Raw genomic sequence first — 13,849 nt, forward strand, 5'->3', positions numbered from 1 at the left:
GATATCACTTGAAACAGCGCAATAAAATAGAAACCTTATTCAGCTTATTGAAAGGTCAATACAATCTGGTTACAAGCAAATCACGTAGTATTTCTGGATTTCTCAGTGGAATCTATGCATCGTTATGCGCATATCAACTTACCCATCAAAATAAGCCAAAAATTCAAATTATGGGATCAATGGCTTAAACAGGATTCGGGTTACTTAGCAATCTTAGACAGGCTATTAATGTTTTATCCTTTTCAACAATAAATTTTTCATCATAAATATCAATAGTTAAGTATTTAAACCATTCTTCTAATGAGAATTTATTTAACTCTTTTTTATCATCTGCACTTTTAAAATTTTCATACTGTAAATAATATGAAATAATCTCTTTTAAACTTTTCTCTGAATGATATTCTTCAGCTAACTTATCGATATGTTCATAAAAAATATTATCTGGATTACCCCATAGTCTTAACTCTTCTTTTTTACGTGAAATAGCTTTACCAATATCTGTATGTATTACTTTCAATACATCTTGCTTAAATTTTTCAGACTCTTGTTCATTAGACAAATATTTCTTTATAAATTCATAAACAACAGATGTATTATATATTGTCTCATTAGATATGCACTCTGCACCAATTTGAGCAATAAATTTAAAGTCCGCCTCTGAAATATTAAAGTTAAATCTTCTGTCAAAAATGTCCCATATTTTATTTTTTAAATTTTGATTTTCTTCAGAAATCAACTCAGAATTTGCCAATGAATATAAAACAGCGAAATCTACATTTTCTTTCTGCTGAAACCAATTTTTAAACTGTATTTGCCATTCATCCCCACCATTCACCAAGCTGAAAGAAACTTTTTTTAATTTATCAAAAATTTTATCTTCTACCTGTACAGTAGTGCCTCTTCCCTTACCTGCTATTCTCGCTAAAGATGCACTAACATTTAAATCATTCCAATTTATATTCCAAATAGTGCCAAAATCCTCAATAAAATATCCTTGTAAAATCCGAATCAAAATTATTTCTTTAGTCGAATCGGCAACTTCGCTTGGTAATTTTTCTAAAAATTGTTTATACAATTTAATAACTTTTTGAAAAAACCTAAAATTATGAATTTCTAACTCATCTGCAAACTTCACCATCAAATCAACTAATGACTTATCTATATCTTTAGTATTTCCACGAATCAAAGGCTCAACCGATGTAATTTTGACTGTTTCATCTATCAATTTCTCTTTATATTCAGCGTATTTTTCTTTGTTTTTTTCTTCTGTTTTTGACTCATCTAAAATCAAAATTACCTGACAATTTCTTTCCAATTTAAGCTGATTTGCCAAACCCATGACATCTTTAATATCAAGCTTATTGGACATCCGTTCAAAATCGTCAAAGCAAATGATCGCATCTTTAACCTGACTAAACATCAAACTATCGAAAATCTTAGCTGAAGCACTTACGCCAAATTGAGAAATCTTTGTATCCTTAAATATTGAAGGCAAACCTTTGATCCATTTTGGAATTTCAACAGTTGAATGATAATTTTCAATGCTGCTGTAAATTTGTGTTTTTAAATCACTTAAGGATTCCAATCCAAATAACGAAACATAAGCATATTTGCGGTTAAAGACATTATCCTTTTTATAAATTCGTTCTTCGGACAATTCTGATTCTAAAAACGTGTTCCAGAAATAGGTCTTACCTACACCCCACGAACCTGTAATCGCAATTGCTGTTCCAATTTTTTCATTTCTTATATTTTGTTCAAGTAACTCTTTTAAACGAACTCTTTTATTTCGAATATCCATAGAATAATTTCCCTCTTAAAATCACCCCGCCACTTTATTTTTGCCATTTTCTTTGGCTTGAAACAAAGACTTGTCGGCTTTTTCCAGCAATGCCATCCACGAAGCAGCCCCTACCGCAACGCCAGCACTGACAGAAACATGAATATTCTGGTTCAGTTCAGCAATATAAAGTTCAGAACCGCCAATCTCTTTAAGAATTTTATTTGCAACACCCCAAGCCTCCTCAAAAGTAGTTTGCTCAATTAAAACCAAAAATTCATCACCACCATAACGTACAATTAAATCCGAAGTTCTGACATTAAATTGCAATTTTTCTGCAATTAGCTTAATCACCTCGTCACCCACAATATGCCCAAAAGTATCATTCACATGCTTAAAGTCATCCACATCAAAAATGATTAGGCCGGTTTGTTTCAATTGATTCGGCTTGTTTTCCAGATAACGGATATATTCATCTAAAGCCAAACGGTTAGATACACCCGTCAAATTATCCGTATTGGCAATATTTCTGAGCTGAAATTCCAGTGCATCACGCTGCTGTAGCACGCGCTTTAATTCTTTAAGGGCATTCAACAAGGTGACTGGCTCTGCAGCAGATAATGGTTCCCGTTCGGTCTCTATAACCTGATGCTGGGCCAATCGAAGAATGGTATTTCTGGCTTTAATTAAAGGTATAAAAACATGATTGCGCGCATGGATCATGGTAAAAATAACCGTTACCAAACAAATCAGCGCCACCAATAAAATTAAAATCAATTTTTGCTGGGCTTGTTTTTTCTGGCTTTGAGCCACCTTAACACTGTAATCCAGAATATAGCTTTGCAGATCGACCACTGTTACAAATTTATCAACCATTGCCTCTGTGAGTTGCGTACCGGTCAATGAATATGCCTGATTGTGGATACTTTCATTCATCAGGCGGGCAACGATTGGAATGCCTCGGTCTAAAAATTGTGTTTTTACTTGCTGATGCAAAGCTAGATATTCAGGGGTTTTATCCTGTTCGGGCTGTATGGTATTCACTAAAGCCCATAAATAATGGGCCTGATGTTGCGTCTGTAACGACCGCGCTAAATTATCTTCAGGTATTTTTTCATTAAAAGTCACTGCTGCCACAATATTCGATGCAGTTCGACCCGCCTGATCACGCAAATCAGCCAAAATTAAAATCAGCGTATAATAGTCTGAAACTGAAGTCCCTTTAGCTTCAGAATGCACCAATACATTTTCTATAATTCCCTTACAACTGTCCCACGCCTTAAACATGTGCTGAATCGCCTGATCCAGCTGTTTTGCACTCCGTTCAGATCGAGGCAAGGCGCCATAAGCATCAACAGCATTGCGACCTTGGGCCAGAGCGGCTTTTAACTGGGAAGATAATGCCTGAGACTGAACCGTAAAGCCCGCCGCAGCTAAAATTGCACGTGTCTGTTCAATCTGCAGGTCCACTTCTTTACGGTAAGCTTTTAATTCTTTTAGATTTGCCGCGAATTCATCGGCATTACTCGACATGACCTTATTCGCAGGTGCCCGTTCCCGGGAAATTTTATTGGCTAAATCGGCAACTGCACGAAGCGCAGAAATTTCAGTTAAAGCTCGATCCGCTTTTTGATAGCTTTGATAACTACTGACAATTAAAGGAACAGACAAAAATAGTAAAGACAGGATGATAATGATCATTGACCAGAACAGTCGCTGGCTGATATGTTCCGAGCGTAATTTATGCATGAATCAAATACGCTCCATACAACACGGCTGATCAATCATGTTTGATAATCATATGCAAATACAATTATATATATTACATGATTTTAATTTAAAAAGAGTTAAAATTTAATCAAAATTTTTAAACATTTCTATTTTATCAATCACTTATAATATTTTTTCAAATAAAAATTAAAAATCCTGTATTTCTTGACTAAAGCTTTAAAGCACAGCTCCTCGGGCTATCGTTTTAACCGAATTTATCTCCGTATTTGCCTGTTTTTTTGCTTACAGCATCGGATCGCTTTTCACTATGTAATTGGAGAGTTTGGAAATGATTGAATTACCCTGAAGTCAGCACACAGTCCAAATTAAACCTCGGCTTTCTGCTGCCAATATTGAGAATATAAACTATTTATTTTTCTAAATTTTTTTATAAATTATAAAGATTTAAAAAATTTTCGATGACAGTTGTAAGAAAACATTTACACGTGCTACAAATAAGTGCATAATGCACTGCATTAGGGCAAATTAAATATATTCCTCAGCAGATTATTTAATTTTTCCGAAGATTTTGGCGAAAAACCCCAGTTTTCTTTGAAAATTGGGGTTTTTTATGCTTAGAACTTAATAAACAGGTTAAAAATATTATATTTTATTGCACTATATTGGTGCTTTATCAATTAATAGATGACTAAAAAAATAAATTATTTAATCATGAAAAAAAATAAGCTTTAACTTCAGCAGTCTTGGTTTCTATTCTGCTATTTATTTTCTTTTAAACTCAATGAAATTGTTTGATTTAAATAAAAAAAAGCCCAACCTTGGGGAAAGTTGGGCATATAAAACAAAAACTTGCTTATGGAGAATCAGATCATCATCACATTATTTCAATGTAGTATGAATTGATAGATACATTATGGTAAAAATTACCAAATAAGTAAAGCCTATTAAAGTAGTAAGGTATTAAATAAACTAAAATTCCCTTCATTTATGTTAAATACATCACAAAACAAGAAATAATGTGTCTATTTTTCAACCAAAAATTATCAGTTTTGAAAGTTTCATTGCGAAAATCGAACAAACATTTCCAAGATGAGGCATAGCTCACGTAACAAAATATATTTCAATTGAATTTTACAATTAATTCTTAAAATTAATTCAATTTAACATTATAATTATCCATTAATTTCTGTTTATTCCCAAGCAGATAAGTTATAAAACCTGGCTTATTCATTTGTTCTAAAAAAACAATTTTCAAAGTTGACATAGCATAGATCATTTGTACTTTTTTTAACCATATATGCTATTTATAACAAAAAAACAACAAAATAATGTTCTTTTAGTTCATTGACTTAATGTTTTGTTACAATACAATGAACATAGTTTAATCCATCTGCAATAGAAAATAGAACTGGAAATTACTATGAAAAAACTCGGTTTAGCCACTGCTTTATTATTAGCCATGACCGGTGCTCAAGCGTATCAAGTAGAAGTACAAGGTCAATCTGAGTACATCGACAACACAGTAAATGACAAAAACTTTACTGGTGCTGTGCAAGGCACTTATTACCTTAAAGATGTTGATTCTTCTAAAGGTCCATTGGCTGAAGCAGCTTTCTTAAACCAAGCGTCTAACGTGTCTGTAGCTTATAACTACGGTGAATACGATGTAGATGCAGACGATTCTGATTTCACTTCTCACACTATTGGTGCTAAAGCTGAAGCGTATATTCCAACTAAAGTTGTTCCTGTATATGCTAGCGCTTCTTATAGCAATACTATTACTGACAACAAAGATGGAAATGCCGATGATCACGGTGACCGTTATGCTTTAGAGCTTGGTGTTCTTCCAACTAACAACTTCTTGGTGGCTGTGGGTTATACCAGCGTTGCAAACCAATATTCTTTAGATGCTTTCAACATCCTTGCTAATGGCGTTGCTAAAGCTGGTTTAGAATCTGAGACAATTGATCAAGACCAAGATGCAATCACTGCACGTACTAAATACGTAGGTGCAATTGACGGTACGAACATGTCAATCGGTTTTGAATCTGGTTTAGTTTACGGTGATGACACTGCTTATAACCTAGGTACAACTCTTTTCGTTACGCCTAAGTTAAGCGTTGGCGCTTCTTACGCTGAATCTAGCTTCGCTGGTTCACCAGACAAAGCTTGGGGTGCGAACGTAAATTACTTCATCACTCCTGCTGTTGCAGTTGGTGCGTCTTACGTAAATGCCAATGCTGAAAAAGGTTCTGTATACGATACAGAAACTGTAGGCGTTAACGCTAAATTCCGTTTCTAATTTTGAATTAGAAAAAGAGTAAAAAAGGACGCTTAAAGCGTCCTTTTTTATTGGTCTTTATCCGTAGGATGCTTGGGTAAATGAGCAATATATTGCAAGGCAATCAAGCGTGAAACAATGAGGGCCAGATACATCACCCCAGAAAACATTTGCAATAGTGCCAGTACCCGTGCGGGGGCACTTATGGGCATTAAATCCGATAAGCCTGTTGCGGACTGTAAACTAAAGCTCAGAAACAATAAATCAAGCCAGCTTTGTAAACCTGCAACATTGGGATTCAGGAAACTTCCCGGCGCCAGCAGCTGGCAAACGTTATACAAAAATGCAAATCCCCAGGCCAACAGGGTAAATACCGCACCCGCAGCAAACAGTTCATCTCGGGTTAAATAGCGGTCTTCAAACATATAACGCAACAGACCATAAGCCGCGCTAAAATAAGCGGCTGCTTCAAAGCCATGGGCGATAACCTGTATCCAGAGATTTTCTATGCCTAATAACATCAGGGAAGAAAAAATCACGGCGCCACTCACGAAACTTAAGCCCAAAATGGTAAACATTGGGGTTTGTTTAATTACTTTGGCAATGACCAGTAAAACCAGCACCCCCAATAGCCAGCTGAGCGTACGGTAAGGCATGCTGTAATTGACTGCAACGGACAGGATCAAAATAATAAATTGTAATAAAAGTAGCCAAGCTGAAGGCAATACGCGAAACACCTTCCACACATCAATAATTGCCTGCATTTTCTGCTCCAGAAGATCGCTTTTTATGTCTCAATTTTTATGTTCCTTTTAATCAACTTAGCATGAATGCTGAAGCAACAAGCGAAATATTTGTATGAAAAAGATTGAAAAAAAACCGTTATTTTGATCTGTTCAAGGTGGATGCAGTCACTCTTATGATCTGCCGAAAGGGAATTTAAACAGCGATATCCATTTGCACAGGGTATTACTATCAGGCGATGTGTTATTTGCCCTGACATAAAAAAAGCCCCTGACGGGGCTTTTTTAAAGTAACGCTATCTTAGTGATCTGATGCACCAGAGATACCGATACCTGTTTGTGAACGTACATACTGAGCATCGAAAGCTTTGCGTTCTGCATGCGCACGAGCCGAGCTGTCAGTCACAGAGAATAACCAGCAGCACAGGAACGATAATGGCATTGCAAAGATTGCTGGGCCATTGAATGGGTTGACTGGTGTCTCAGAAATACCGAATGTATCTACCCAAACCGCTTTAGACAAGATGATTAGAGTCACTGCAGCAACAAGACCTACAACACCACCAATTACCGCACCACGAGTAGTCAAACCTTTCCAGAACATTGACAGTACCAGTACCGGGAAGTTGGCACATGCCGCTACCGAGAATGCCAGACCCACCATGAAGGCAACGTTTTGTTTCTCGAACAGGATACCCAAAATCATCGCAAAGATCGCAAGACCTAAAGTTGCAATTTTAGACATGCGCAGTTCAGATTCAGGAGTCGTTTGGCCTTTCTTGAATACGTTTGCATACAAGTCATGTGAAATTGCTGAAGCACCAGACAGGGTCAAACCAGCCACAACCGCAAGAATCGTTGCGAATGCTACCGCTGAAATGAAGCCCATGAACAAGTCACCGCCAACAGCATCAGCCAAGTGAACCGCAGCCATGTTGTTACCACCAACAAGTTCTAGCTTGCCAGTTACAGCCATTTTCGCTACATCAATGAATTGCGGGTTGTTTGATACGTAAAGGATCGCACCGAAACCGATGATGAAAGTTAAAAGATAGAAGTAACCGATGAAACCTGTAGCCACAACCACTGATTTACGTGCTTCTTTCGCATCTTTTACGGTAAAGAAACGCATCAGGATATGTGGTAGACCTGCTGTACCAAACATTAATGCAAGACCAAGTGAAATTGCATCAATCGGGTTAGCAGCCAGTTTACCTGGGCCCATGATATTGCCTGCTTCCGCAAGGCTTATTTCATGTACTTTAGAGAACACCTGGATTGATTGTTCAAACATGTTGGTGAAGCTGAAGCCCACGCCTTTCATTACCATGAAAGCCATGAAAGTTGCACCTGAAAGTAACATCACCGCTTTGATGATCTGTACCCAAGTCGTTGCCAGCATACCACCGAAGATTACGTAAGCCATCATCAAAAGGCCCACAATCACCACAGCAATGTTGTAGTTCAGACCGAATAGAAGCTTGATCAGCTGACCTGCACCAACCATCTGAGCAATCAGATAAAAGGCAACAACAACCAAAGAGCTAAGAGCTGCCAGAGTACGTACCGGTTTTTCTTCCAGACGGAACGAAACCACGTCAGACAAGTTGAATTTACCCAGGTTACGTAAACGCTCTGCGACCAGGAACAATACGATTGGCCAGCCCACCATGAAACCGAGTGAGTAAAGCAAACCGTCAAAGCCTGAGCTGAATACCATTGCGGAAATACCCAGGAATGATGCTGCTGACATATAGTCACCGGCAATCGCCAGACCATTCTGGAAACCTGAGATACCACCACCTGCAGTATAGAAATCTGCAGTACTGGTGGTTTGTCTTGCTGCCCATTTGGTAATCAGCAAGGTGAAGCCCACGAAAATCGCGAACATAATAATTGCATGCCAGTTGGTTGCTTGCTGTTCAGCTGCACCCAAATCCGGACCTGCCATTGCCATACCTGACATCAGTAGCGTAGAAGCAGCGAGTGCTTGCGCTTTCAATGAATTCCATTTCATCTGATTACTGTCCTTTCTCATTCGCAATTGCTTCAACTTCTCGCATCGCTTCTTCATTTAATGCATCCAGTTTATTGTTTGCAATATACGAATAAACACCACATAGAATGAAAGACAATACAATAATGCTCAAGCCGAGTGGCATACCTATAGTGGTAACGCCGCCGCTAACCGAACTCATTAAGAATTCTTTGTTATAACCAACTAAAAGCATGAAGCCTACATAAACAATCAACATGATGATTGTTAGTGTCCAACTTAATCTGCTTTTTCTGCTGACCATTTCTTTAAATTTGGGATTCTGTAGAATACGTTCTACATGTGCCTCATCCATAATCATGCTCCTGTGTGCACCCAGCCATAGGTGTTTTTTTTAATTCGAATTATTTCGTTGTCTAACTTAACAATCTTATTAGGTTCTTGTAATTACTACTTTGGTGTTAAATTTTGATCAATTAAAGCGGCGAGATTATTAGATAGGGTATTATTACGACATAAATTTATGCTGTAGGCAATATGAATAGCTGGCTCATTATCGGGGTACTCGCCCTTTATATCGCGTTACTCTTTATCTGTGCATTTTTTGGTGAAAAACATGCGAGTCGCCTAAGTACTCGTGGTCGCATGTTACTCTTTAGTCTAACCTTAGGGGTATATTGCTCATCCTGGACATTCTACGGTGCAACCGGGGCTGCGGTTCGTGAAGGCATTATCTTTCTGCCAATTTACTTGGGTCCCCTGATTTTTGTCGGTGTCGGTTATGATATCTGGCGCCGTTTAGGCCGTGTGCGCCAGCATCATGCCATTTCATCTATTGCAGACTTTGTGGCTGCACGTTATGGCAAAAGCGGCCCTTTGGCATCCCTGGTCACCATTCTGGCAGTCATCGCGATTATTCCCTATTTAGCCTTGCAGCTCAGAGCCATTGCCTTGAGTGCATCGGTGATTCTGCAAGAAAATAGCGGGATTCAGGGCACCACCAATAGTGTGCTTTTCTTGACTGGAATTTTAGCCATTCTGGCCATGCTGTTTGGTACCCGGCAAATTGCCAATACCGAACAGCATGGCGGTTTAATGCTGGCCGTGGCATTTGAGTCGTTTGTCAAACTGTTTGCCCTGCTGTGCGTGGCCCTGTTCTTTGTCTTTGATGCACCCGAAAATTTGGGGCAAATTTCCACGGATGTGGTAGAAACCTTTAAACAGGTTCAGCTGTTTGGTGTTCCCGAAACCTTCTGGGTGCAAACCTTGCTCGCAGCCTTGGCGATTATCTGCTTACCACGACAATTCCATGTCGCGGTGGTTGAACTGCGGGATGAAAAACATATTCGGGGTGCACGTCGCTGGTTTGCCACTTACCTGATTCTGACCACACTGGCGATTATTCCGATTGCCAGCTGGGCGTTGCATGCTGCCCCGCATTTTCTTGCAATTCCCGATGTCGCCGTACTGTCCTTGCCGCTCAGTTATGATCAGGAGTGGCTGACACTTCTGGCTTTCCTGGGGGGGTTTTCCGCTTCTACGGGCATGCTGCTGGTCTCTTCCGTGGCCTTGTCGATTATGCTCAGTAATGACCTGATTATGCCTGCCTTATGGCGTACCGGCATACTTTCACGTCATGACAAGCGTCTGCCTCTGGTGCTGAAATTTACCCGTCGGGTGTGCATTTTAGCGGTCATGTTGCTGGGTTTCCTGTTTTTCCATTTCTTTAATGACATTGACCAGCTTTCAGTATTTGGCTTGCTGGCCTTCAGTGCCGTGGCCCAGTTTGCTCCAGCATTGATTGGTGGCCTGTATTGGCGTGGTGGCAGTAAACAGGGCGTATATGCAGGTCTGATTGCCGGTTTCGTGATGTGGGCCTATACCTTGCTGTTGCCTACCGTACTGCGCAGCCTGCCTGCTGAATACAGCTATTTTAGCCAGCAGTTCCTGCTTGCAGGGCCTTTAGGCATAGACTGGTTACGCCCCGAAGCGCTGTTTGGTTTTCAGTCTTTTGCTCCCCTCACCCATGGCGTGACCTGGGCATTGGGTCTCAATATTTTGCTGTATATCTGGGTGTCGCGAATTTTCCGTCCCAGTATTGCCGAGCAAATTCAGGCGGAAAGTTTTTTCTATTATGAAACCAAACCTTTGCCGACCCACAATGCCTCGAGTGAAATCAATTATTCTCACCAGGATGTGGCCCGTCTGAAAGTTGGCGATTTAATTACCCTGGCCAAACGGATTACCGGTGAAGGACCGGCTACCCAAGCCTTTCAGCAGTTCTGCGCCCAAAACAACGTCATACTGAATGAAAACAGCAATGCCAATGGCATGTGGTGGCGCTTTACCGAACAGTATCTGGCCGGAACCATTGGTGCTGCTTCGGCGCGTACCCTGCTCACCACCGCCATGGTGAATAATGGTCTGGCACTCGGTCAGGTCGCCAATATTCTGGATCAGGCCTCGCAATGGCAGCGTTTTAACCAGAACCTGATCATGACCATGATTGACCATATGACCCAGGGGGTGAGCGTGGTCGATGAAAACATGTGTCTGGTGGCCTGGAACAATCAATACCTGAAACTGTTCGATTATCCCAAAGATATTGTCTATGTTGGCTGTCCGATTGCCGACCTGATCCGTTATAACGCCGAGCGCGGTGAATGCGGGCCGGGTTCGGTCGAAGAACACGTGCGCAAACGGATTCACTGGATGGCCATGGGCAGCGCACATGAATTTGAACGAATCCGTAAAGATGGCCGAGTGATCCAGATGCGCGGCAATCCGATTGAAGGCGGCGGCTTCGTCACCACCTTCGCCGACATTACCGCTTTCCGTGAAAATGAGGCGGTACTTGAAGCACGGGTACAGGACCGTACCCAACAGCTGGCCGATGCACTTTCCGAGCAGCAACTGGCCCGCGAACAGGCTGACCGTGCCAACATGTCCAAAAGCCGTTTCATTGCAGCGGCCAGTCACGACCTGTTGCAGCCAATGCATGCAGCGCGCCTGTTCAGTACCGCTTTAGAACAAAGCGTACAGTCGGATGAAGACCGCAAGACCCTGCAACAGCTGGACCGTGCCTTGCATGGTGCAGAAAGCATGCTGTCTGCCCTGCTGGACATTGCCCGTCTCGAAGGCGGTACCATCCAGCCGAAACGTCAGCCTTATCCCTTGCATGACCTGTTAAGTGACCTGGAACTGCAATTTAAATCCATTGCCGCTCAACGTGGCATTAAATTCAGCGTGCATGATGCACAGTTCTGGATTGATACCGATCCACAGTGGATTCGCCGGATCATTCAGAACTTTGTCAGCAATGCCCTACGCTATACCGCTAAAGGCAAGGTTGTGGTGGGGGTACTTCGCTCTGCAGAAAAACCGCGCCATATCCGGATTGGGGTCTGGGATACCGGTCCGGGGATTGCCGAAGAACAGCGCATCAAACTGTTTCAGGAATTTGAACGCTGTGGCCATACTTCGCCTTGGGGCGAGCAGGGTCTTGGACTCGGCCTGGCCATTGTGCAGCGCATGACCAGCCTGCTGGACTATCCGGTACATGTCTACTCTGAATATGGCAAGGGCTCGTGTTTTATGATTGAAGTGCCGATTGTGGATGCGCCTAAAGTGGTGGCAGCGCCAGTACAGGCGACCCCACTGAAAAGCAAGGCCTACAAGATTCTATGTCTGGACAATGATGAAACCATTCTGGAAGGAATGACCACCTTACTGACCAAATGGGGCTATCAGGTCTTTAAAGCCACTGAACCTGAACAGGCACTAGAACTCATTCAGCAAGAAAATATTCAGGTCTGGCTGGTCGATCAGCACCTGAACAACAATAAAATTGGTCTGGATTTCATTCTGGCCAACCGTCAGGAACAGGTTCCGGTGGCACTGATTACCGCAGATTCCGATCCTGAACTGCCACACCATTTGAAAGATCTCAATATTGTGCTGCTGAAAAAGCCGTTAAAACCGGCATCACTGCGTTCCTGGTTATCGGGCTTAAAAATTTCCGGTTCTTAAGCGACTTATTCAGAAATCACTGCAGATCAAACGCCCATTTCATGTATGTGAAATGGGCGTTTTCATTACATAAAAACACCCTCTCTTTACCTCACTGGCAATTTATTTTCTATTCTAGGCAAAACTGCTCAAATTTTTTAATTTAGCCGCTCCTTTATTGACCAAAAATTTCAACCTTGCATTTCCTATGGCAAAGATGATCAAAATTTAAATATACACTTGTATAATTGGTTACAATTTTTTCAAGTCATTATTATTAAAAATATTTTTAGAAGAAAAATCCATTATATAACTTTAGTCGTATTCCGTTTGGGGTCAGCCTGGCTCATATATGAGAGCAATAAGTGATCAGTTTAATCTGTCTATCAGTCTGCCTCAAAACGCTGCCCAAGAAACTGATCATCATAGAAAATACAGGAGTTTAAGATGAACATTTCTGAAGCCGGAAGTTATGGCGTAGATCAATCGCAACAATTTTACCGTCAATATGGGGCCAATGCCCTGTTGCCCGAAATTCAATGGACCGAACTATTTAGACCCAGCCACTTAAAGGACACTCATATTCAAGCCCTGAATACCCTGTATCAAAGCGCCGTCCCGCTTGCCTTGCAGGTATTCGATGAGCTGAATTTTGACGTCTTTAGCCCTGCAGCCTATAAACCGCAAGGCTTGGGTTTATTTGAGAAACTTGCTGAACAGGAAGACAAGCTGATTCAGTCTTTAGCCGCTGAAGCTAAAGACTTAACGGATAAAGTCCGTCACCAGATTTGGAGCATGTTATTGCGTGGTGGTGCCGTGCTGGTGTTTAAGGCATGGCTTGGAAAAGTCAAAACCGATCAGGATCTGCTCGACACCACCCAGTTTGATGAACTCTCTGATCTGCTGTTTATTAAAACCCCACCCCTGGAATTGGCAAAACATTTAGGCATCAATGCCCATGCCGATGAAGATCATATTTTCCTGCTGTATGGCAGCGATGTCTATTTAGACCGCTTTAACAGTCTGGAAACCGCAGCATTGTTTGTCGATTTGGGCGTATATGATGCTGCCTTCTTGAGTTTGCGCGATGACAGTGTGGCTGAATATCTGAAAGAGAAAGCCTATGTCACTCAAGAGCAAATTGATGATCTGCAATGTGCATTGAATCCCTTATTTTGCACAGACAGCACTCCCAGACAAAGCTGCGTCGCCTAATGCAAGACATTAAAAGCTTTGTTTTTTAAAGTCATTTCCAACAAAAAAAGGCACTTTTATCAAGTGCCTTTTTTTGTTCAATGCTCTATGCAGCA

At 41.1% G+C, this 13,849-nt stretch carries 8 protein-coding genes and 1 pseudogene; 4 read left to right on the forward strand and 5 right to left on the reverse strand.

Features of this window, described 5'->3' with window-relative positions; translation table 11 throughout:
• Positions 1 to 188 (forward strand): annotated as a pseudogene (locus tag E0H88_RS10820) (IS982 family transposase); the annotation flags it as partial.
• Here the strand turns inward: E0H88_RS10820 and E0H88_RS10825 are convergent.
• Together E0H88_RS10825 and E0H88_RS10830 are read right to left on the reverse strand one after the other, a co-directional pair.
• Entirely contained in the window at positions 185 to 1,801 is a 1,617-nt protein-coding gene (locus tag E0H88_RS10825; RefSeq protein ID WP_131274165.1) for a KAP family P-loop domain protein, read from the reverse strand. The pseudogene E0H88_RS10820 and the gene E0H88_RS10825 sit on opposite strands and share 4 nt — an antisense overlap.
• A 21-nt stretch (positions 1,802 to 1,822) precedes the next feature.
• A complete protein-coding gene (locus tag E0H88_RS10830) occupies positions 1,823 to 3,529 on the reverse strand; it encodes a GGDEF domain-containing protein (protein WP_131274166.1) in 1,707 nt (568 codons plus the stop codon).
• A gap of 1,402 nt (positions 3,530 to 4,931) precedes the next feature.
• Here E0H88_RS10830 and omp33-36 point away from each other — a divergent pair.
• Positions 4,932 to 5,813 (forward strand): porin Omp33-36, encoded by an 882-nt coding sequence (omp33-36, locus tag E0H88_RS10835; protein ID WP_131274167.1) that lies wholly within the window; start codon positions 4,932 to 4,934, stop codon positions 5,811 to 5,813.
• 47 nt (positions 5,814 to 5,860) lie between these two features.
• Here omp33-36 and E0H88_RS10840 read toward each other — a convergent pair whose 3' ends face one another.
• The 3 genes from E0H88_RS10840 to E0H88_RS10850 form a co-directional block, all read right to left on the reverse strand.
• On the reverse strand, positions 5,861 to 6,556 hold the full coding sequence (locus E0H88_RS10840) for an ion channel (RefSeq protein WP_131274168.1): 696 nt from the start codon (positions 6,554 to 6,556) through the stop codon (positions 5,861 to 5,863).
• 280 nt (positions 6,557 to 6,836) lie between these two features.
• Entirely contained in the window at positions 6,837 to 8,552 is a 1,716-nt protein-coding gene (locus tag E0H88_RS10845) for a cation acetate symporter (protein WP_131274169.1), read from the reverse strand.
• A gap of 4 nt (positions 8,553 to 8,556) precedes the next feature.
• Positions 8,557 to 8,886 carry a DUF485 domain-containing protein gene (locus tag E0H88_RS10850; protein ID WP_131274170.1) on the reverse strand — a complete coding sequence of 110 codons (330 nt, stop codon included), beginning with the start codon at positions 8,884 to 8,886 and terminating at the stop codon, positions 8,557 to 8,559.
• A 182-nt stretch (positions 8,887 to 9,068) separates the two neighbouring features.
• Between E0H88_RS10850 and E0H88_RS10855 the strand changes: the two genes are divergently transcribed.
• The gene (locus E0H88_RS10855; protein ID WP_131274171.1) at positions 9,069 to 12,560 is read left to right on the forward strand and encodes a hybrid sensor histidine kinase/response regulator; all 3,492 of its coding nucleotides are present in this window, start codon (positions 9,069 to 9,071) and stop codon (positions 12,558 to 12,560) included.
• Between the two features lie 426 nt (positions 12,561 to 12,986).
• Positions 12,987 to 13,754, forward strand: coding sequence for a hypothetical protein (locus E0H88_RS10860; RefSeq protein ID WP_092820472.1), 768 nt, complete (start codon positions 12,987 to 12,989; stop codon positions 13,752 to 13,754).
• The last annotated feature ends 95 nt before the right edge of the window (positions 13,755 to 13,849 follow it).

The organism is Acinetobacter sp. ANC 4216 (genome assembly GCF_004331195.1).
Lineage (GTDB): Bacteria > Pseudomonadota > Gammaproteobacteria > Pseudomonadales > Moraxellaceae > Acinetobacter > Acinetobacter kookii.

What these genes read in the sequence shown, in the direction of transcription:
- E0H88_RS10825 (WP_131274165.1), bottom strand. Translation starts at nt 1,801, where the DNA reads ATGGATATTCGAAATAAAAGAGTTCGTTTAAAAGAGTTACTTGAACAA.
- E0H88_RS10830 (WP_131274166.1), bottom strand. Translation starts at nt 3,529, where the DNA reads ATGCATAAATTACGCTCGGAACATATCAGCCAGCGACTGTTCTGGTCA.
- omp33-36 (WP_131274167.1), top strand. Translation starts at nt 4,932, where the DNA reads ATGAAAAAACTCGGTTTAGCCACTGCTTTATTATTAGCCATGACCGGT.
- E0H88_RS10840 (WP_131274168.1), bottom strand. Translation starts at nt 6,556, where the DNA reads ATGCAGGCAATTATTGATGTGTGGAAGGTGTTTCGCGTATTGCCTTCA.
- E0H88_RS10845 (WP_131274169.1), bottom strand. Translation starts at nt 8,552, where the DNA reads ATGAAATGGAATTCATTGAAAGCGCAAGCACTCGCTGCTTCTACGCTA.
- E0H88_RS10850 (WP_131274170.1), bottom strand. Translation starts at nt 8,886, where the DNA reads ATGGATGAGGCACATGTAGAACGTATTCTACAGAATCCCAAATTTAAA.
- E0H88_RS10855 (WP_131274171.1), top strand. Translation starts at nt 9,069, where the DNA reads ATGAATAGCTGGCTCATTATCGGGGTACTCGCCCTTTATATCGCGTTA.
- E0H88_RS10860 (WP_092820472.1), top strand. Translation starts at nt 12,987, where the DNA reads ATGAACATTTCTGAAGCCGGAAGTTATGGCGTAGATCAATCGCAACAA.